The organism is Acidovorax sp. Root568, assembly GCF_001427445.1.
GTDB classification, from domain to species: domain Bacteria; phylum Pseudomonadota; class Gammaproteobacteria; order Burkholderiales; family Burkholderiaceae_C; genus Acidovorax; species Acidovorax delafieldii.
On the sequence record NZ_LMGP01000014.1, the window covers coordinates 94,620 to 112,801 of the forward strand.

An 18,182-nucleotide genomic window follows, 5' to 3' on the forward strand; every position below is an offset into this window, starting at 1 on the left:
GAAAGAATGTATGAGCAACTATGAACAACTCGAAGTCCCCAACGGCGTTCCCGTGAAGATGTGGACGAACGGCGTGCCTGTGGAGGAAGACGCGAAGAACCAGCTGCGCAACATCGCGCGCCTGCCCATCGTGTTCAAGCACGTGGCGGTGATGCCCGATGTGCACCTGGGGATCGGCGCGACCATCGGCTCGGTGGTGCTCACCCTCAAGGCCATCATCCCTGCTGCGGTGGGGGTGGATCTGGGGTGCGGAATGATGGCGTGCAAGACCACGCTCACGGCCAGCGACCTGCCCGACAACCTGTCTGGAGTGCGCGCCGCCATCGAACGCGCCGTGCCTGTGGGGATGACGCCCAAGCGCTTTGGCCGCGACAAGGGGAGCTGGGATACGCCGCCCGCTGAAACCGACCGCGCCTGGGCCGGGCTGGTGGATGAGTTCGAGGAAATTTGCGAGGCGCACCCGCGCATCAAGAACACCAACAACTACAAGCACCTGGGAACGCTGGGAACGGGTAACCACTTCATCGAGATCTGCCTGGACGAACACCAGAGCGTGTGGGTGATGCTGCACTCCGGTTCGCGCGGGGTGGGGAACGCCATCGGCACCCACTTCATCGAGCTGGCCAAGAAGGACGCGGAGATGAACCAGCGCAACCTGCCCGATAAAGACCTGGCGTACTTCGAAGAAGGCGCGCAGTACTTCGGCGACTACGTGAAGGCCGTGGGGTGGGCGCAAAAGTTTGCCGCCGCCAACCGCGAGGTGATGATGGGCCGCGTGATTGCCGCGCTGCGCAAGGTGATCACCAAGCCGTTCGAGACGCATATTGAGGCGGTGAACTGTCACCACAACTACGTGCAACGCGAAACGCACTTCGGGCAAGACGTGTTCGTGACCCGCAAGGGCGCGGTGAGTGCCGAGCAAGGCAAGCTGGGAATCATCCCGGGGAGCATGGGGGCCAAGAGCTTCATCGTGCGCGGAAAAGGCAACCCTGAGAGCTTCAACAGCTGCAGCCACGGCGCAGGCCGCACCATGAGCCGCACCAAGGCCAAGAAGATGTACACCGTCGAAGATCAGATCAAGGCCACCGAAGGCGTGGAATGCCGCAAGGACGCGGACGTGATCGACGAGATTCCGATGGCGTACAAGGACATTGACGCGGTGATGGCGGCGCAGGAAGACCTGGTGGAGGTGGTTTACACGCTCAAGCAAGTCGTATGCGTGAAGGGATGAACGTGCAGCAACTGGACTTAGACGGCTCCACCGGCGAAGGCGGCGGCCAGATCCTGCGCACCGGCCTGGCCCTGTCCATGGTCACCGGCCGCCCGCTGCACATCACGCGCATCCGTGCGGGGCGTCCCAAGCCGGGGCTGATGCGCCAGCACCTGGCCTGCGTGCAAGCGGCGGTGGCCGTGTGCGGCGGGCAGGCCGAAGGCGCGGAGCTGAATTCGCAAACGCTGGTGTTCACACCCGGCGTGGTGCGTGCGGGCGACTACCGTTTTCAGATCGCGACGGCAGGCAGTTGCCTGCTGGTGCTGCAGACGGTGCTGCCCGCGCTGATGCTGGCCGATGGCCCGAGCAAGGTCGAGCTGGCGGGTGGCACGCACAACCCGATGGCGCCGCCGTTTGATTTTCTGGAACGCGCCTTTGCGCCGCTGGTGCGGCGGCTGGGTGTGGGGCTGGAGCTGCAATTGCAGCGGCGGGGCTTCTACCCCGCCGGGGGCGGCGAGCTGGTGGCGCACATCGTGCCCGCCACCGCCACCACGCAGCCGCTGGCGCCGGTGGATGTGCTGGAGCGCGGCCCGCTGCAAAACGGCTGGGGCGAGGCACTGGCACCCGGCCTGGCGCGCAACATTGCTACGCGGGAGCTGGAGGCGCTGGGCCAGCGCATGGGTTGGACGTTTGAGGCCGGCCAACTGCGCCAGCCATCCACACGCCAGAACGAGGGCCCGGGTAACGCACTGATCGCCACGCTGGAGTATGCGCAGGTGACCGAGGTGTTTTGCCAGTTGGGCGAGCGCAGCCTGTCGGCCGAGCAGGTTGCCAAGCGGCTGGTGGACGAGGTGCGCGCCTACCAGCGCAGCACCGGCGCGCTGGGCCCGCACCTGGCGGACCAGTGGATGCTGCCGCTGGCTCTGTCTGTGTGGCGCAGTGGGCAGGCCGCGCGCTACACCTGCACCAAGGTTACGCAGCACACGGTTACCAATGCGCAGACCATCGCGCTAGGCTTGCCGGTTCAGGTTCAGATCACCCCCTCAGAGGATGCCATGCACGTTGAGATATCTCCCGTGCCCTGAAGGGCCAGCGCGGCATGGACCCATACCCTGGCTATATCCATATGACCAGGGCCGTAGAACAAGTGGTTCAGAATGCGCACCACACCCCTTCCCTTTGACCCATCCGACACCTCACAGGAGACGCCATGAAAGTTGACAACATTCTTCAGACCATTGGCAACACGCCCCACGTGCGCATCAACCGCCTGTTCGGCCCCGGCGCCAATGTGTGGGTGAAGTCGGAGCGCAGCAACCCCGGCGGCTCCATCAAGGACCGCATTGCGCTGGCCATGGTGGAAGACGCGGAAAAGTCCGGCGCGCTGAAGCCCGGCGGCACCATCATCGAGCCCACCTCGGGCAACACCGGCATTGGCCTGGCGCTGGTGGCGGCCGTCAAGGGCTACAAGCTCGTCCTCGTGATGCCCGACAGCATGAGCATCGAACGCCGCCGCCTGATGCTGGCCTATGGCGCGCAGTTCGACCTGACCCCGCGCGAAAAAGGCATGAAGGGTGCCATCGCCCGCGCGCAAGAGCTGCAGGCGCAGACGCCTGGCTCGTGGATTCCGCAGCAGTTCGAGAACCCCGCCAACATCGACATCCATGTGCGCACTACGGCGCAGGAGATCCTGGCAGATTTCCCCGACGGCATTGATGTGCTGATCACGGGGGTGGGCACGGGCGGCCACATCACGGGCGTGGCGCGGGTGCTCAAAGCCAAGTTCCCCCAGCTCAAGGTGTTTGCGGTGGAGCCCACGGCCTCGCCGGTGATCTCGGGCGGCGCGCCGTCGCCCCACCCCATCCAGGGCATTGGCGCGGGGTTCATCCCCAAGAACCTCGACACCAGCCTGCTCGACGGCGTGATCCAGGTCGATGCCGAACCGGCCCGCGAATACGCCCGCCGCTCTGCGCGCGAAGAGGGCATCCTGGTGGGCATCTCGTCCGGCGCCACCTTGGCCGCCATTGCCCAGAAGCTGCCCGAGCTGCCCGCAGGCGCCAAGGTGTTGGGCTTCAACTACGACACGGGCGAGCGCTACCTGTCGGTGGAAGGTTTCCTGCCGGCCTGATGGCCGCCGGCACGCAGCGCACTCACACCAGGGCCCTTCGGGGCCCTTTTTTTTGGGCTGCGCAGCACAAAGCCACGGCCAGCCGTCCTACAGCGGCAGGGCACGCAGGCCAGAACAATCAGTGTTCGCACCGGCCCACCTCTGCGGTGATTTCGCCGGAGCCCCTCCCAACGATTGCAACTGCCCATGGCCCCGAACTCCGCGACAGACTCCCAGCCTATTGCGTTCAAGGTGCTCACCGTGAACGTGCACAAGGGCTTCACCACCTTCAACCGGCGCTTCATGCTGCACGAGCTGCGCGAGGCCGTGCGCGACGTGGCGGCCGACCTGGTGTTCTTGCAGGAGGTGCTGGGCACGCACCACCGGCACGCCAGCCGGTTCGCCAACTTTCCGCAGGTTCCGCACTACGAGTTTCTGGCCGACACCATCTGGTCGCAATACGCCTACGGCCGCAATGCGGTGTATGACAACGGCGACCATGGCAATGCGTTGTTGTCCAAGTTTCCGATCACGCACTACGAGAACCACGACATCTCGGTGAGCGGGCCCGAACGGCGCGGCATGCTGCACTGCGTGCTGCAGCCTCCCGGGCACCACCTGCCGGTGCATGCCGTGTGTGTGCACCTGGGCCTGCAGGAGTCGCACCGGCAGCACCAGCTGCGCCGCGTGTGCGACCTGGTCAACAGCTTTCCCGCCCACGAGCCCGTGGTGCTGGCGGGCGACTTCAACGACTGGCGCCACCGTGCCCACCGGGTGCTTCAGCACGAGGCGGGATTGCAGGAAGTGTTTGTGCAGGCCTTTGGCCGGGCGGTGCGCACGTTTCCGGCGGCCATGCCGCTGCTGGCGCTGGACCGCATTTATGTGCGCAACGCGACGGTTCACTCGCCACTGGCACTGCCCAAGAAACCCTGGGACAAGCTCTCGGACCATGCGCCCCTGGCTGCGGAGATCCTGCTATGAAACGCCCTACCTTCCGCGCGCCCCGCTCGTCCCGCTGGGTGCCCGGCAACCATTTCGAGTTGCTCGAAAACGGCGAGGAGTTCTTTCCCCGCGTGTTCCAGGCCATTGCCGAAGCACGGCGCGAGGTGATGCTGGAAACCTTCATCCTGTTCGAGGACAAGATCGGCCAACAGCTGCACGCCGCTTTGCTGGCGGCCGCCCGGCGGGGCGTGGAGGTGCATGTGCTGGTGGACGGCTTTGGCTCGCCCGATCTGTCGGACCAGTTTGTCGGCAGCCTGGTGGAGGCAGGCGTGCACTTTCGCATCTTTGACCCGGGCCGCCGTTTCCTGGGCCAGCGGCTGAACCTGCTGCGCCGCATGCATCGCAAGATCGTGGTGGTGGACGGGCACCTGGGGTTCATTGGTGGCATCAACTACTCGGCCGACCATGTGGCCGACTTTGGCCCCGAAGCCAAGCAAGACTATGCCGTGCAGGTGCGCGGCCCGATCGTGGCGCAGATGCACCACTTCACCCGCGAGGCCGTGCTCAGCCGCCAGGACCGCAAGCGCCACCAGGCCGCAGGCATCACCGGGCGCCCGCACGCGGGCACGGCCCATGCCATGTTCGTGACACGCGACAACCAGCAGCACACCAACGACATCGAGCGCCACTACCGCGTGGCCCTGCGCGCAGCGCGCAGCCGGGTGGTGATTGCCAACGCCTACTTCTTCCCGGGTTACCGGTTCATCCGCGAGATGCGGCGCGCCGCGAAACGGGGGGTGGATGTGCGCATCATCCTGCAAGGCCAGCCCGACATGCCGATCGTGAAGACGGCCGCCAGCCTGCTGTACGACCACCTGCAGCGCGCAGGCGTGCGGGTGTACGAATACTGCGACCGCCCGCTGCACGGCAAGGTGGCGCTGGTGGACGAAGACTGGTCCACCGTGGGCTCCAGCAACCTTGACCCGCTGAGCCTGTCGCTGAACCTGGAGGCCAACGTGATCATCCAGGACCGTGCCTTCAACGCCCACCTGCACCGCCGCCTGTCGCACCTGATGGAGCACAGCTGCAAGCAGGTGGAAGCCGCAGCCCCCAGCCGCTGGAACGGCCTGCGCCTGCTGCGCAGCTATGCGGTGTTCCACTTGCTGCGCTGGTTCCCCGCATGGGCGGGCTGGCTGCCCCGGCACGAGCCCCACATCACGCTCGCCAACCCAGGGGCGGATGCGGCAGAGCCCGCCACCTGAACTGGCAGGCGCCCACCATGGCCATCCCCACGCTGCACGCGGACACCAAGGCGGGCGGCACCACCGACGCCCTGCAGGCGCCATCCCGCAGAAGCAGCAACCGCAACACCACCAGCGGCTGGCGGCGTTGGCCGCAGCAAGCCTGGTGGCCCTGGCTCACCCGGGGGCTCGCCCTCGCCTTCTTTGCGGTGGTGGCCGGGCTGATTTTTCGGCAGGCACGCACGGTGGACTGGCCCGCCGTGCTGCAGGCGCTGCGCGACCTGCCCACCACCGCACTGACGTTGGGCGGCGCGCTGGCGCTGCTGAGCCACTTCACCTACGGCAGCTTTGACTGGGTGGGGCGCCATTGCAGCGGCCACCGCCTGACGCGCGGCACCACGCTGGCGATTGCCATGACGAGCTATCCGTTCACGCTCAACCTGGGCTCGCTGATTGGCGGCGTGGGCGTGCGCTACCGGCTGTACGACCGGCGCGGTGTGGACCCCGGCACCATCGGCCAGGTGGTGGGCACCAGCATCGTGACCAACTGGGTGGGCTACCTGATGCTGGCAGGCGTGCTGTCATGGTTGTGGCAGCCACCGGCAGTGGCCGGGTGGACGGTAGCGCCCTGGCAATGGCACTTGGGCGGCACGGTACTGGGCGGCCTGCCGCTGGCGTACCTGGCACTGTGCGCGGTGCGCAGGGGCCGCGCGCTCACGCTGCGCGGCCACGCGTTTCCGCTGCCGCACTGGCCCGTGGCACTGTGGCAAATCGCGGCATCGGCCACCAACTGGATGCTTATGGGCGCCGCACTGTGGACGGTGCTGCAACACCAGGTGGCCTACCCCGCCGCCCTGGCCACGGTGCTGCTGGGGGCCGTGGCCGGCCTGGTGCTGCGGGTGCCTGCGGGCCTGGGCGTGCTGGAGGCCGTGGGCGTGGCGCTGCTGGCCACCGACGCATTGGGGCAAGAACAGGTGCTGGCGGCACTGCTGGCCTACCGGGCGCTGTACTACTTTGGGCCGTTGGTGCTGGCGGCCGTGGCGCTGGGTGTGGCCGAGCTGCACTGGCGCCAGGGGCCTGCGCAAGGCATGCAGCGCACTCCGTAGTGAGAATTTCAGCCAAAAGTGCCAGATGCGCTAGTGCATATTGGCCTTGTTGCTATCATTTTTATATATCCTTACCGCCCGATACCCCGGTAAGTCGGTCCGACAGGGGTTCCGCCCGCTGCGCGGACCCCGTATCATCCCGGCCCCACGCCATTGCTTTTCGCCCGATCGACACGGGCCCGCAAGACCATGATCCGACTCTCCGAAATCCGGCTGCCGTTCACCGTGGCCGAAGCCCCCGAGGCGCCCCTGCGCGCCGCTGCCGCCCAAATCCTGGGCCTGGCTGACGCCGACATTACCCACCTGCACGTCTTCAAGCGCAGCTTTGACGCGCGCAAGGTGGATCTGCTAGCGGTCTACATCGTGGACATCACGCTGGCCCAGCCTGAGCGCGAAGCCGCGCTGCTCGCAAAGTTCGCTGGCAACCCGCACATCCAGCCCACGCCCGACATGGCCTGGCACCCCGTGGGCCAGGCGCCTGCCGAGCTGCCCTTGCGCCCGGTGGTGGTGGGCTTTGGCCCCTGCGGCATCTTTGCTGCGCTGGTGCTAGCGCAGATGGGCTTCAAGCCCATCGTGCTGGAGCGCGGCAAGACCGTGCGCGAGCGCACCAAAGACACCTGGGGCCTGTGGCGCAAGCGCGAACTGCATGCCGAAAGCAACGTGCAGTTTGGCGAAGGCGGCGCAGGCACCTTCAGCGACGGCAAGCTCTACAGCCAGATCAAGGACCCGCGCCACCTGGGCCGCAAGGTGATGAACGAGTTCGTCAAGGCCGGTGCACCCGAAGAAATCCTGTATGTCGCCCACCCGCACATCGGCACCTTCAAGCTGGTGAAGGTGGTGGAAAACCTGCGCGAGCAGATCATTGCGCTGGGCGGCGAGATCCGCTTTGAGCAGCGCGTGACGGACGTGGTCATCGAAGGCACAGGCGGTGCGCGCCACCTGCGCGGCCTGAAGGTGCTGAACCAGGCCACGGGCGAGACCACCGAGCTGCGCGCCGACCACGTCGTGATGGCGCTGGGCCACAGCTCGCGCGACACCTTTGCCATGCTGTACCAGCGCGGCGTGGCCATGGAGGCCAAGCCGTTTTCCATCGGTTTCCGCATCGAGCACCCGCAGGGCGTGATCGACCGCGCCCGCTGGGGCCGCCACGCAGGCCACCCGCTGCTGGGCGCAGCCGACTACAAGCTGGTGCACCACGCCGCCAATGGCCGCGCGGTGTACAGCTTTTGCATGTGCCCCGGTGGGACGGTGGTGGCCGCCACCAGCGAGCCCCACCGCGTGGTGACCAACGGCATGAGCCAGTATTCGCGCAACGAGCGCAATGCCAACGCGGGCATGGTGGTGGGCATCGATCCGCGCGACTACCCGCAGGACGCGCAGGCGTTTGAAACCCACCTGGGCCAGACCTACGGCGTGGAGGCCCTGCCTGCCGGGCAGTTCCACCCCCTGTCGGGCAGCGTGCTGCAGCGCCAGCTCGAATCGAATGCGTTTGTGCTGGGCGGCCGTGACTACAGCGCACCGGGCCAACTGGTGGGCGAGTTCATTGCGGGCAAGCCTTCGACCCAGCTGGGCAGCGTGGAGCCCTCGTACAAGCCCGGCGTGGCCCTGGGCGACCTGCACGCTGCCCTGCCCGGCTATGCCATCGAGGCGCTGCGCGAGGCGCTGCCCGTGTTCGGCCGCAAGATCAAGGGCTTTGATATGCACGACGCGGTGCTGACGGGCGTGGAGACACGCACCTCGTCGCCGCTCAAGATTGGCCGTGGCGACAACTTGCAAAGCCTGAACACGCCGGGCCTGTACCCGGCGGGCGAAGGCGCCAGCTACGCGGGCGGCATTCTGTCCGCCGGCGTGGATGGCATCAAGGTCGGCGAGGCCGTGGCCCGGAGCCTGCTGGGCGCAACGGGCTGACCTGCCTCCTGGCGGTGCCGGCCCGGGGCACCGCTTACTTGCGCTGCAAAAAGTCCACGGCCAGCGCCGCCAGCGAGCGGGCGCCCACGGGCAACTGGTCTTCGTCGATGTCGAACAGCGCAGAGTGGTTGGGCGGGGCCTTGGCAAAATCCTTGCCCTTGGGTGGCGCACCCAGGAAGTAGAAGAAGCCCGGCACGACCTTCTGGAACTCCGAGAAGTCCTCCGACCCTGCCACCTTCGGGATCACCATGGTCTTGCCGCCCATGGCCAGGTTCAGCGCGGGCAGCGAGGCCTGCGTGAGCGGCGCGGGGTTGGTGGTCACGGGGTAGGCCACGGGGCCAAAACGCACGCTGGCCTTGGCACCGCTGGCGGCGGCAATCGACTCGGCCGTGGTGGTGATGCGCTTGAGCGCTTCCTGGCGCATGTCTTCGTCAAAGGTGCGCAGCGTGCCCATCATCTCCACCTTGTCGGGGATGATGTTGTAGCGGGTGCCGCCTTGGATCTGGCCGATGGTGACCACGGCCGGCTCCTGGCTGATGTTGAGCTGGCGGCTCACAACGGTCTGCAGGCCCATCACCACCTGGCTGGCGGCCACGATGGGGTCGATGGTGGCCCACGGCGACGAGCCATGGCCGCCACGCCCTTCCACATGGATGGTGATGTTGTCCGACCCGGCCATCAGCGGGCCGCTGCGGTAGCCCACCACGCCGCCAGGCAGGTTGGAGGTGATGTGCAGCCCATAGATGGCCTGCACGTCCTTGAGCGCACCGGCTTCGATCATGGCCTTGGCGCCGAAGCTGGGCACCTTGCCGTTGGCGTCGGGCTCCACGGGCGCGCCCTCTTCGGCGGGCTGGAAGATGAACTTGATCGTGCCCGGCAGCTGCGCCTTCATGCCCGCCAGCACCTCGGCCGCGCCCATCAGCATGGCGGTGTGGGCGTCATGGCCGCAGGCGTGCATCACGGGCACTTCCTTGCCCAGGTAGTTGGCCTTGGCCTTGCTCGCAAACGGCAGGCCGGTGTTCTCGGGCACGGGCAGGGCATCCATGTCAGCGCGCAGGGCCACCACCTTGCCGGGCAGGCCCCCCTTGAGCGTGCCCACCACGCCGGTGCCGCCCACGCCGGTCTGCACGTCCATGCCCAGCTTCTTCAGGTGCTCGGCCACGAGCTTGGCCGTGCGCACTTCCTGGCCCGAGAGTTCGGGGTGGGCATGGATGTCGCGGCGCCAGTTGACCATCTTGGGCGCCACGGCCGTCACGGCGGCATCGATGGCCTGCAGGCCGGCGGCGTCCAGGGCCTGGGCCTGGGCGGACTGTGCGAACGTCAGCCCGCTGAGAAGCAGGCCGGTGGCCAGCGAGATGGCAGAGAGGGGTTTGTGCATGAGACAGATCCGTGCAGGAAGTGAAAACAAAAAGGAACGCGGCAAAAAACGCACGTTCATGCTAAGAGCCCACCCCACGCTGCAGACAAGCGAAAATGGCCATCCACAGAGCCAATATCGCCATGCCCCGTTCTTCTGTCCCCTCTGCGACGGCGCCGGTTTTTCGCATCGACATCCCGCTGCTGCCCGAATCGGCGGTGGGCAACGCACTGCAGTTCATCGACCTCTTGCGCAGCGCCAATCTGCTGGCCGGCTTGCGGGGCGGAGCTGGCTCGCCCCGCCTGGCCTGGCGGCTGCTGGACGCCCAAGGCCTGCCGCTGGCGCACCAGCCGGGCCCGCTGGCGGCCTACACGCAGCCCACGGCGGCACCTGCCGAGGGGCCGGCATTCGCCTGGTTCATTCCCTCCTTCCACGCTGCCGACATCCCCGCCATCCGCAGCGTGGCGTCGCGCCACCGCGCCCTCTCGCGCCAGATCGGCATTGCGCTGGATGCCGGGCACAAGGTGCTCACCGTCGGCAACGGTGCCTGGCTGGCGGCGCAGAGCGGGCGCCTGCAGGGCCGCCGCTGCGGCCTGCCGTGGTTCTACCTGGCCGGGTTTGAGCGCGACTTTCCCGACATCGACCTCGATGCAGGCCACGACCTGACCGACGACGGCCCCTGGCTCAGCTGCGCGTTGCCCCACAGCCTGGGAGAAATGGCCATCGCCCTGGTGCGCCACGCACTGGGCGACGCGCTGGCCCAGACCTGCGCCAGCGTGCTGCGGCCCGACCACGAACGCGCCCGGGCTGCGCTGCAGGCCAACGCGCAGCAACACATCCCAGCGACGCGCGACAGCACCCTGGCCCGCGCCATGGCCTGGATGGAGACCCATCTGGACGAGCCCTATTCGCTGGCCCGGCTGGCCGAGGCGGCGGCGGTGAGCCCGCGCACTTTGCTGCGGCACTTTCAGCTGGAGCTGTCGCAGTCGCCGCTGGACCACCTGCACAGCCTGCGCTGCGCACGCGCCAAGGTGCTGCTGGAGGTGACGCTGGAGAGCGTGCCCAGCATTGCCACGGCCTGCGGCTATGCCGACCCGGCGGCGTTCCGGCGCATCTTTGTGCGCTACACCGGCATGGCGCCGGGGGAGTACCGCAAGCGCCACGCACTGCGTGCGCCCCGGCGGCGCTGGCGGGTGGATCTGACGTGAAAGCCCGGTGTACTCTCGCCTAGCGAGGCAGCGCGTTGCCCGAAGGCAGGCGAAACGCCTCCACCAGCTCGGCCAGCTGCTGCGCCTGCACCCGCAGCCCCTGCGCGGCGGCCGAGGACTCCTCCACCAGTGCGGCGTTCTGCTGCGTCATCTGGTCGAGCTGCGAGACCGCCTCGCCCACCTGGCTCAGGCCCGTGGTCTGCTCGCGCGCCGCAGTGCTGATCTCGCCAATGATGGTGGCCACCTGCTGCACCGAGTTCACGATCTCGCCCATGGTGCCGCCTGCCGCGTGGACCAGTTGGGTGCCCTCGTCCACCTGCCGCACGCTGTCGCTGATCAGGCCCCCGATCTCCTTCGCCGCCGTGGCGGAACGCTGCGCCAGGCTGCGCACTTCGCTCGCCACCACCGCAAAGCCCCGCCCTTGTTCGCCAGCACGGGCTGCCTCCACGGCCGCATTCAGCGCGAGGATGTTGGTCTGGAATGCAATGCCATCGATCACGCTGGTGATGTCGGCAATGCGGCGCGACGACAGTGCAATGCCGTCCATGGTACCCACCACGCGGTCCACCGCCTCACGCCCGCGCTGGGCCACGCTGCTGGCGCCAGTGGCCAGGGTGCTGGCTTGCGCAGCCGCGTCGGCGCTGTGGCGCACGGTGGCCAGCAGCTCCTCCATGCTGGCGGCGATCTCTTCGAGGTTGGAGGCGGTCTGCTCGGTGCGGGCCGACAGGTCGCTGTTGCCCGCCGCGATCTCGCTGCTGGCACCGGCCACCGAGGTGCTGGCCTGGCGCATGCCCACTACTAGCTCGGCCAGCCGCGCCTGCATGCCCCCCAGGCGCGCCAGCAGGGCCTGCAGCTCGTCGCGGTTGCCCGCCTGCGGCGCGGGCACGGGGGAAGTGAGATCGCCTTCGGCGATGCGGTCGGTCACCTCGGACGCATGGGCCAGGGGCTGCAGGATGGAGCGCGACAGCAGCCAGGCGCAGCCCAGGCTCAGCAGCAAGCCCACCAACGAGCCTGCGGCCAACAGCGTGATGCCCTGGCTCTCGCTGCGGGCGGCAGCCTCGCGGGCCTCGGCCACACGCTGGCGCTGGTACTCGGCCAGCTTGTTCACCGAGGCGGCATAGGCGTCTGCCGCAGGCCGCAGCTGCTTGGCAATGGCGTCGGGCGGCAGGGCCTCGCCCGCCTTGCGGCGCTTGACGAGGTCGTCCCGCACCGTGCGAAAACCGTTGCCCGCCTTGTCGATGGCATCGAACAAGGCCTGCGATTCCGGGTCTGCCGCCAGCTCGTCCAGGCGCTTGCGCACTTCGGACGAGCGGGCCGAGGTGGTCTTGCGGTCGGCGTCGATGCGCGCCGCGTAGTCGGGGTTGTTGTCGATCTCCAGCAGCGTTTCGGCGCGGGCGGAGCTGAGCACCACGATGGCGTGCAGCTCCCGCGCCAGCAGTGCGCGCTCGGACGACGCACCGCCCAGGTCGTCCGCAATGTCCTGCAGCCCGGCCAGCCGCCAGATGCCCACCGCCGCCGACAGGGACATGACGAGGCAGACCACACCAAAAGCCAGGGCCAGGCGGACAGCAACACGTGCGTGGGAGATGGACATGGGAGGCTCTCGTGAGGGTGAATGGGGCAACGCGGGACAGCCGCTGGAGGTGGCAGGCGTTGGGAATGTATCGACAAAAGGTTACAAGTCCTTGAGCCGGCCCACAACAGGCCACACCCTGCCGGAGCGCCAAAGCAACAGCCGCCACGCACCAACAAAAAGGCCGCCACAGTGCAAGACTGTGGCGGCCTTCGGGGCCGATCAGGCGTCGCGCCTGAGGCGGTTCGGGTTATTGCTGCTGTGCGTTTTGCAGCGCAGCAATGCGCTCTTCGATGGGCGGGTGGGTGCTGAACAGCTTGCCAATGCCACCGGCGATGCCCATGGCCGCCACGCTCTTGGGCAGCTCGCCGGGGTGCATGCCACCCAGGCGGGCCAGCGCGTTGATCATGGGCTGGCGGCGGCCCATCAGCTGGGCTGCGCCCGCGTCGGCGCGGAACTCGCGCTGGCGGCTGAACCAGGCCACGATCATCGCGGCCACAAAGCCCAGCACGATGTCGAGCACGATGGTGGTCACGTAGTAGCCGATGCCAGGGCCCGAGCTGTTCTCGTCGTTCTTGCGCAGGAAGCTGTCCACCGCGTAGCCGATGACGCGCGACAGGAACACCACGAAGGTGTTCATCACGCCCTGGATCAGTGTCATGGTCACCATGTCGCCGTTGGCGATGTGGGCCACTTCGTGGCCGATCACAGCCTCGACCTCGTCGCGGGTCATGCCCTGCAGCAGGCCGGTGGACACCGCCACCAGGGCGGAGTTCTTGAACGCGCCCGTGGCAAAGGCATTGGGGTCGCCTTCAAAGATGCCGACTTCGGGCATGCCGATCTGGGCCTGGTCGGCGAACTTGCGCACGGTCTCGACGATCCAGCGCTCATCGGGCGAGCCGGAGCCGTCGATCACGCGCACACCCGAGGTCCACTTGGCCATGGGCTTGCTGATGAGCAGCGAGATGATCGCGCCGCCAAAACCCATGATGAGCGCAAAGCCCAGCAGCGCGCCCAGGTTGAGCCCGTTGGCCGTGAGGTAGCGGTTCACGCCCAGCAGGCTGGCCACCACCCCCAGCACGACAACGACGGCCAGGTTGGTCATCACAAACAAAAGGATCCGCTTCATGGAATGGTTTCTCCGTGGGGTAAACAACAACGAGTGTTTGCTGGCTCAGATGGGGGCCGGGGGCGCCGCTTCAAGCGCCAGTCTCCAGGCGGCGAGGCCGTGACAGCCCCCCATGGCCGCGATTTCATCGCGCTATGGTAGGTGCAAACCCCGGCCGGGGCCTTATCACACAAGCCTTGGCGGGAATTACGAAACCGCCGCAGCCCGCAAGGGCCGGAACACCTGCGCATCGGCATAGAAGCCCGGCGCTGCATTGGCCGGCCACCAGCCGGGCACGCCCAGCACGGGCAGCGGCGTGAAGGGCTTGCTGGACCATGCCGAGGCCTCCACCTGCCCTGCCAGCCACGCATCCACGTTCGCTATGAAATCAATAGCTGCTGGCACATGAAATACGTGCGCCACCATGGGTTTTCGCGGAAAAACCAGCTTTTCGAGCAGTGCGTGCCCGAACAGCACCAGCCGGGCCTGGCCCCACAGCGGGCGCAGGTCGGTGAACAGGCGCTGCCAGTCCCTCGCCCGGAGCGCATCCCACAGGGCATCCGGCGCCTGCAGCAGTGCGCCGTTTTCATCAAACACCGTAAGTGCATCGCGCAGCGGTCCGCGCACGGCCTGCACGCCATCGGCGGCGATGGCCTGGGCCTGCAGCTGGTTCAGACGCCGCTTGGTGTGCGGAAACCGCAACCACACCAGGCCGTTGAAGAAGTCGTGCAGGTTGTCGCGCGTGGGCACGCGGCGGGTGTCCCAGATGTACTGCTCGTAGGCGGTGCCTTCGGGCAGGTAAGACTGGGGCACAAAGACCACGGGAGCACCCTGCGGCGCTGCGGTCTGCAATGCCTGGTGCACCGATGGGTCATCCTGCAGCAGCTGCTGGGCCAGGGGTTGGCCCAGGCCGCGCCACGGCGCCAGCCAGGGAGCGCTCCAGTCGATGGCGTCGAAGGGCGGACTTACACCAGCCGCCACGGCAGGGCTTCACCGGCGCGCAGGGGCTTGAGTTCGGCTTCGCCAAACGCAAAGCTGTCGGGCGGTGTCCACGACTCGCGGCGCAAGGTGATGGTGGTGGTGTTGCGCGGCAGGCTGTAGAAGTCCGGGCCGTGAAAGCTGGCGAAGCCTTCGAGCTGGTCGAGCGCCCCGGCATTGTCGAATGCCTCCGCATACATCTCGATGGCCGCGTGGGCGGTGTAGCAGCCCGCGCAGCCGGTGGCGTGCTCCTTGAGGTGCGCCGGGTGCGGTGCACTGTCGGTGCCCAAAAAGAACTTGCTGCTGCCGCTGGTGGCGGCCTGCACCAGGGCCACGCGATGGGTCTCGCGCTTGAGCACCGGCAGGCAGTAGTAATGGGGGCGCACGCCGCCGATGAAGATGGCGTTGCGGTTGTACAGCAGGTGGTGCGCGGTGATGGTGGCGGCGGTGAAGCGGTCGGCGCTGGCCACGTAGTCGGCCGCATCCTTGGTGGTGATGTGCTCGAAGACGATCTTCAGCTCGGGGAAGTCGCGGCGCAGCGGGATGAGCTGCTGCTCGATGAACACGGCCTCGCGGTCGAACAGGTCGATGTCGCTGCTGGTCACTTCGCCGTGCACCAGCAGCAGCATGCCGGCCTTCTGCATGGCTTCCAGCGTTTTATAGGTCTTGCGCAGGTCGGTCACGCCCGCGTCGCTGTTGGTGGTGGCGCCTGCGGGGTAGAGCTTGCAGGCCACCACGCCTGCGGCCTTGGCACGCACGATTTCTTCGGGTGGGAGGTTGTCGGTCAGGTACAGCGTCATCAGCGGCTCAAAGCTCATGCCGGCGGGCACGGCGGCCAGGATGCGCTGCTTGTAGGCCAGGGCCTGCTCGGCCGTGGTGACCGGTGGGCGCAGGTTGGGCATGATGATCGCGCGCCCGAACTGGGCGGCGGTGTGGGGCACGACGGTGTGCAGGGGCTCGCCGTCGCGCACGTGCAGGTGCCAGTCGTCGGGGCGGGTGATGGTGAGGGTTTGGGGGGCTGCAGTCATGGGCGTCATTGTCCCATTGCGGACATGCCGCCTCCAAGCGCTCTCAATTTCATAGCTAGCGAGGCATATGTTCGTAGCGCTACCGCATGAAACGGCTCATCACGGTAGCGCCAGGGGCAGATCTGCCGGTTTATTCGGCGGTGATCCCTGCGCGTTTGACGACCGCGCCGAACTTCACCATCCGGTCCGCCATCATTTTTTCGAACGCGGCGGGCGACATCTCTTCAGGCACGATCACGCCACGGTCCTTGAGGTTGGCCACCATGGCGGGCGATGTGGCCACTTGGCGCACGGCCTTGTACAGCGTCTGCACCACCGCATCGGGTGTGCCCGCAGGCGCGGCCAGGCCCGTCCAGGATGTGAGGTTGAGCTCGGGGTGGCCCACCTCGGCCATGGTGGGCACATCGGGCAGTTGCGGCAGGCGCTGGTCGGCCGCCACGGCCAGGGCGCGCACCTTGCCCGCCTGGATGTGGGGCAGCATGATGACCAGGTTGTCGAGGATGAACTGCACCTCGTTGCCCAGCACGCCCGTGATCAGCGGCGTGCCCCCACGGTAGGGAATGTGCGTGGTGAACACGCCCGTGGACACCTTGAGCATTTCCACATTGAGCTGGCCCATGCTGCCCACGCCGCCGCTGCCGTAGTTGAGCTTGCCCGGGTTCTTCTTGGCGTAGTCGATGAACTCCTTGAAGGTCTTGAACGGCAGGCTGCTGTGCACCACCAGCGCGTTGGGCTGGCGGCCCAGGATGGCGATGTTCTCAAAATCCTTGACCGGGTCGTAGCCGATCTTGGGCTGGGTCAGCGGGTTGGCCAGGTGGCTGCTTTGCGATGACACGACCAGGGTGTAGCCATCGGCCTTGGAGCGCGCCACATACTGCGCCCCCACCGAGCCACCCGCGCCGGCGCGGTTTTCCACCACGATGGGCACGCCCAGCACGCGCGACAGCGGCTCGGAATACTGGCGCGCCATGATGTCCACCGACCCACCCGGCGGGAAGGGCACCACCAGCGTGATCGGGCGCGAAGGGAACTTGTCTTGCGCCATGGCGGGCAGCGCGGTGAGGCCGGCAAGGCCCAGTCCGGTGGTCAGAAGGTGGCGACGGGAAGGTGTGGTGTGCATGACGATCAAAGAACTCAAAAAAGGGGCGGGGAGGTACAAGAAATCAGGGGTGTGCCAGCACGGCCAGCGCCACGGCCTGCGCGCGTGGCACAAAGGTGGACAGCTCGCAGTACTCGCGTTCGGTGTGTGCGTGGCCGCCCACCGGGCCCGTGGCGCACAGCGTGGGCACGCCCACTGATGCGGTCAGGCCGCTGTCGGCCGCGCCGCCGGTGAACTCGCCTTGCACCTCAAAGCCCAGCGACCGCGCGCCTTGCTGGTACAGCGCCAGCAGGTCGTCCGGGGTGGGCTTCATGGGCAGGGTGCGGCGCGTGGTGGTGATGCGGCCCTGGGTGCGGGGCACGGACTCTTCTTCGACGATGACACGCACGCGCTCCAGCAGTTCGTCGGGGTTGGTGTCGGCGGTAAAGCGCAGGTCCACCTCAGCGCGGGCGTGTGGGGCCACCATGTTGGGCACGATGCCCCCTTGCACCACGCCCACGTTGCAGGTGACGCCCGTGGCCGGGTCGGTCAGCGCATGCAGCGCCAGGGTCTTGCGGGCCAGGGCTTCGATGGCGCTGGCGCCAGCGGCATGGTTGATGCCTGCATGCGCGGCCACGCCCTGCACCTCGAACTCCACCACCATCGAGCCCTTGCGGCTGGTGACCACGTTGCCGCTGACGCGGCCCGGCTCGGCGTTGAACACCACACGCGCCCCCCGCACGCGGGCCATGATGAGGTCACGCGTGGCGGGCGAACCGATCTCTTCATCGCACGAGAAGAACAGGTGCAGCGGCGCCTGCAGGCCGCCGCAGCGCGCAAAGGCCTCGGCCACAAACACGTTGAGCACCAGGCCGGACTTCATGTCGGCCACGCCTGGGCCGTAGGCGCGCCCCGCTTCTTCGCGGTAAGGGCGCTTGGCCACGGTGCCATCGGGAAACACCGTGTCCATGTGCCCCATGAGGATGATGGGCGCGCCACCGGCTGCAGCGCCCTCTGCCGGGTTGACCTGCGCATGCAGCAGCACGCCATAACCGGGCACGGGCTCAAACTGCACCGGCACACCGGCCGCCTGCAGGCGCTCGGCCAGGGCATGGGCCACGGCTGTCACGCCCGCCTCATTGCGGCTGCCGCTCTCGATATTGACCACTTTTTGCAACAGGTCTTGCATGGACTGCTGCTGTCTGGCCAGCCAGTCCAGGACCTGCGCACGCACCGGCAGCAGAACTTCGTTCAGGGTATTGAGCATCGTTGTCCTTGGGCAAGCCCCAGGTAGGGGCAAAATTTGGGCCGCAGTGTTGCACGCGACCCGGGGTTCTG

The 18,182-nt window shown here is 67.4% G+C and carries 15 protein-coding genes; 8 read left to right on the forward strand and 7 right to left on the reverse strand.

What is annotated here, in order from left to right; all coding sequences use genetic code 11:
* Positions 1-10 precede the first annotated feature (10 nt).
* The 7 genes from ASD75_RS10020 (at position 11) to ASD75_RS10050 (ending at position 8,514) form a co-directional block, all read left to right on the forward strand.
* Positions 11-1,231, forward strand: a complete 1,221-nt coding sequence (locus ASD75_RS10020; RefSeq protein WP_056745296.1) for an RtcB family protein — start codon at positions 11-13, stop codon at positions 1,229-1,231.
* Positions 1,228-2,295, forward strand: a complete 1,068-nt coding sequence (gene rtcA, locus ASD75_RS10025; RefSeq protein ID WP_200947581.1) for an RNA 3'-terminal phosphate cyclase — start codon at positions 1,228-1,230, stop codon at positions 2,293-2,295. Before ASD75_RS10020 ends, rtcA begins: the two co-directional genes overlap by 4 nt.
* A 125-nt stretch (positions 2,296-2,420) precedes the next feature.
* On the forward strand, positions 2,421-3,338 hold the full coding sequence (cysK, locus tag ASD75_RS10030) for a cysteine synthase A (RefSeq protein ID WP_056059308.1): 918 nt from the start codon (positions 2,421-2,423) through the stop codon (positions 3,336-3,338).
* 186 nt (positions 3,339-3,524) lie between these two features.
* Positions 3,525-4,298 (forward strand): endonuclease/exonuclease/phosphatase family protein, encoded by a 774-nt coding sequence (locus ASD75_RS10035; protein WP_056745297.1) that lies wholly within the window; start codon positions 3,525-3,527, stop codon positions 4,296-4,298.
* Positions 4,295-5,521 (forward strand): cardiolipin synthase ClsB, encoded by a 1,227-nt coding sequence (gene clsB, locus ASD75_RS10040; RefSeq protein ID WP_056745299.1) that lies wholly within the window; start codon positions 4,295-4,297, stop codon positions 5,519-5,521. Before ASD75_RS10035 ends, clsB begins: the two co-directional genes overlap by 4 nt.
* A gap of 17 nt (positions 5,522-5,538) precedes the next feature.
* Complete coding sequence (locus ASD75_RS10045) at positions 5,539-6,606, forward strand: lysylphosphatidylglycerol synthase domain-containing protein (protein WP_056745301.1); 1,068 nt, start codon at positions 5,539-5,541, stop codon at positions 6,604-6,606.
* 189 nt (positions 6,607-6,795) lie between these two features.
* Positions 6,796-8,514, forward strand: coding sequence for an NAD(P)/FAD-dependent oxidoreductase (locus tag ASD75_RS10050; protein ID WP_056745303.1), 1,719 nt, complete (start codon positions 6,796-6,798; stop codon positions 8,512-8,514).
* 34 nt (positions 8,515-8,548) lie between these two features.
* On the opposite strand, the gene ASD75_RS10055 is transcribed toward ASD75_RS10050, so the two are convergent.
* The gene (locus ASD75_RS10055; protein ID WP_056745305.1) at positions 8,549-9,892 is read right to left on the reverse strand and encodes an amidohydrolase; all 1,344 of its coding nucleotides are present in this window, start codon (positions 9,890-9,892) and stop codon (positions 8,549-8,551) included.
* A gap of 122 nt (positions 9,893-10,014) precedes the next feature.
* Between ASD75_RS10055 and ASD75_RS10060 the strand changes: the two genes are divergently transcribed.
* The gene (locus ASD75_RS10060; RefSeq protein ID WP_056745861.1) at positions 10,015-11,079 is read left to right on the forward strand and encodes a GlxA family transcriptional regulator; all 1,065 of its coding nucleotides are present in this window, start codon (positions 10,015-10,017) and stop codon (positions 11,077-11,079) included.
* 19 nt (positions 11,080-11,098) lie between these two features.
* Here the strand turns inward: ASD75_RS10060 and ASD75_RS10065 are convergent, their stop codons facing one another.
* From ASD75_RS10065 to ASD75_RS10090, 6 genes are all read right to left on the reverse strand, one after another.
* On the reverse strand, positions 11,099-12,673 hold the full coding sequence (locus ASD75_RS10065; protein ID WP_056059331.1) for a methyl-accepting chemotaxis protein: 1,575 nt from the start codon (positions 12,671-12,673) through the stop codon (positions 11,099-11,101).
* A gap of 229 nt (positions 12,674-12,902) precedes the next feature.
* The gene (htpX, locus tag ASD75_RS10070; RefSeq protein WP_056745306.1) at positions 12,903-13,781 is read right to left on the reverse strand and encodes a protease HtpX; all 879 of its coding nucleotides are present in this window, start codon (positions 13,779-13,781) and stop codon (positions 12,903-12,905) included.
* 186 nt (positions 13,782-13,967) lie between these two features.
* Positions 13,968-14,741, reverse strand: coding sequence for a DUF3025 domain-containing protein (locus ASD75_RS10075; RefSeq protein WP_056745308.1), 774 nt, complete (start codon positions 14,739-14,741; stop codon positions 13,968-13,970).
* Positions 14,726-15,766 carry a dihydroorotase gene (gene pyrC, locus ASD75_RS10080; protein ID WP_056745863.1) on the reverse strand — a complete coding sequence of 347 codons (1,041 nt, stop codon included), beginning with the start codon at positions 15,764-15,766 and terminating at the stop codon, positions 14,726-14,728. The genes ASD75_RS10075 and pyrC overlap by 16 nt, the downstream gene beginning before the upstream one ends.
* Before the next feature lie 130 nt (positions 15,767-15,896).
* Complete coding sequence (locus ASD75_RS10085; RefSeq protein WP_056745865.1) at positions 15,897-16,886, reverse strand: tripartite tricarboxylate transporter substrate binding protein; 990 nt, start codon at positions 16,884-16,886, stop codon at positions 15,897-15,899.
* 43 nt (positions 16,887-16,929) lie between these two features.
* Complete coding sequence (locus ASD75_RS10090; RefSeq protein ID WP_056745310.1) at positions 16,930-18,111, reverse strand: M20 family metallopeptidase; 1,182 nt, start codon at positions 18,109-18,111, stop codon at positions 16,930-16,932.
* Positions 18,112-18,182: the final 71 nt, after the last annotated feature.

What these genes read in the sequence shown, in the direction of transcription:
- ASD75_RS10045 (WP_056745301.1), top strand. Translation starts at nt 5,539, where the DNA reads ATGGCCATCCCCACGCTGCACGCGGACACCAAGGCGGGCGGCACCACC.
- ASD75_RS10065 (WP_056059331.1), bottom strand. Translation starts at nt 12,673, where the DNA reads ATGTCCATCTCCCACGCACGTGTTGCTGTCCGCCTGGCCCTGGCTTTT.
- clsB (WP_056745299.1), top strand. Translation starts at nt 4,295, where the DNA reads ATGAAACGCCCTACCTTCCGCGCGCCCCGCTCGTCCCGCTGGGTGCCC.
- ASD75_RS10050 (WP_056745303.1), top strand. Translation starts at nt 6,796, where the DNA reads ATGATCCGACTCTCCGAAATCCGGCTGCCGTTCACCGTGGCCGAAGCC.
- cysK (WP_056059308.1), top strand. Translation starts at nt 2,421, where the DNA reads ATGAAAGTTGACAACATTCTTCAGACCATTGGCAACACGCCCCACGTG.
- htpX (WP_056745306.1), bottom strand. Translation starts at nt 13,781, where the DNA reads ATGAAGCGGATCCTTTTGTTTGTGATGACCAACCTGGCCGTCGTTGTC.
- pyrC (WP_056745863.1), bottom strand. Translation starts at nt 15,766, where the DNA reads ATGACTGCAGCCCCCCAAACCCTCACCATCACCCGCCCCGACGACTGG.
- rtcA (WP_200947581.1), top strand. Translation starts at nt 1,228, where the DNA reads ATGAACGTGCAGCAACTGGACTTAGACGGCTCCACCGGCGAAGGCGGC.
- ASD75_RS10020 (WP_056745296.1), top strand. Translation starts at nt 11, where the DNA reads ATGAGCAACTATGAACAACTCGAAGTCCCCAACGGCGTTCCCGTGAAG.
- ASD75_RS10060 (WP_056745861.1), top strand. Translation starts at nt 10,015, where the DNA reads ATGCCCCGTTCTTCTGTCCCCTCTGCGACGGCGCCGGTTTTTCGCATC.
- ASD75_RS10035 (WP_056745297.1), top strand. Translation starts at nt 3,525, where the DNA reads ATGGCCCCGAACTCCGCGACAGACTCCCAGCCTATTGCGTTCAAGGTG.
- ASD75_RS10055 (WP_056745305.1), bottom strand. Translation starts at nt 9,892, where the DNA reads ATGCACAAACCCCTCTCTGCCATCTCGCTGGCCACCGGCCTGCTTCTC.
- ASD75_RS10090 (WP_056745310.1), bottom strand. Translation starts at nt 18,111, where the DNA reads ATGCTCAATACCCTGAACGAAGTTCTGCTGCCGGTGCGTGCGCAGGTC.
- ASD75_RS10085 (WP_056745865.1), bottom strand. Translation starts at nt 16,886, where the DNA reads ATGCACACCACACCTTCCCGTCGCCACCTTCTGACCACCGGACTGGGC.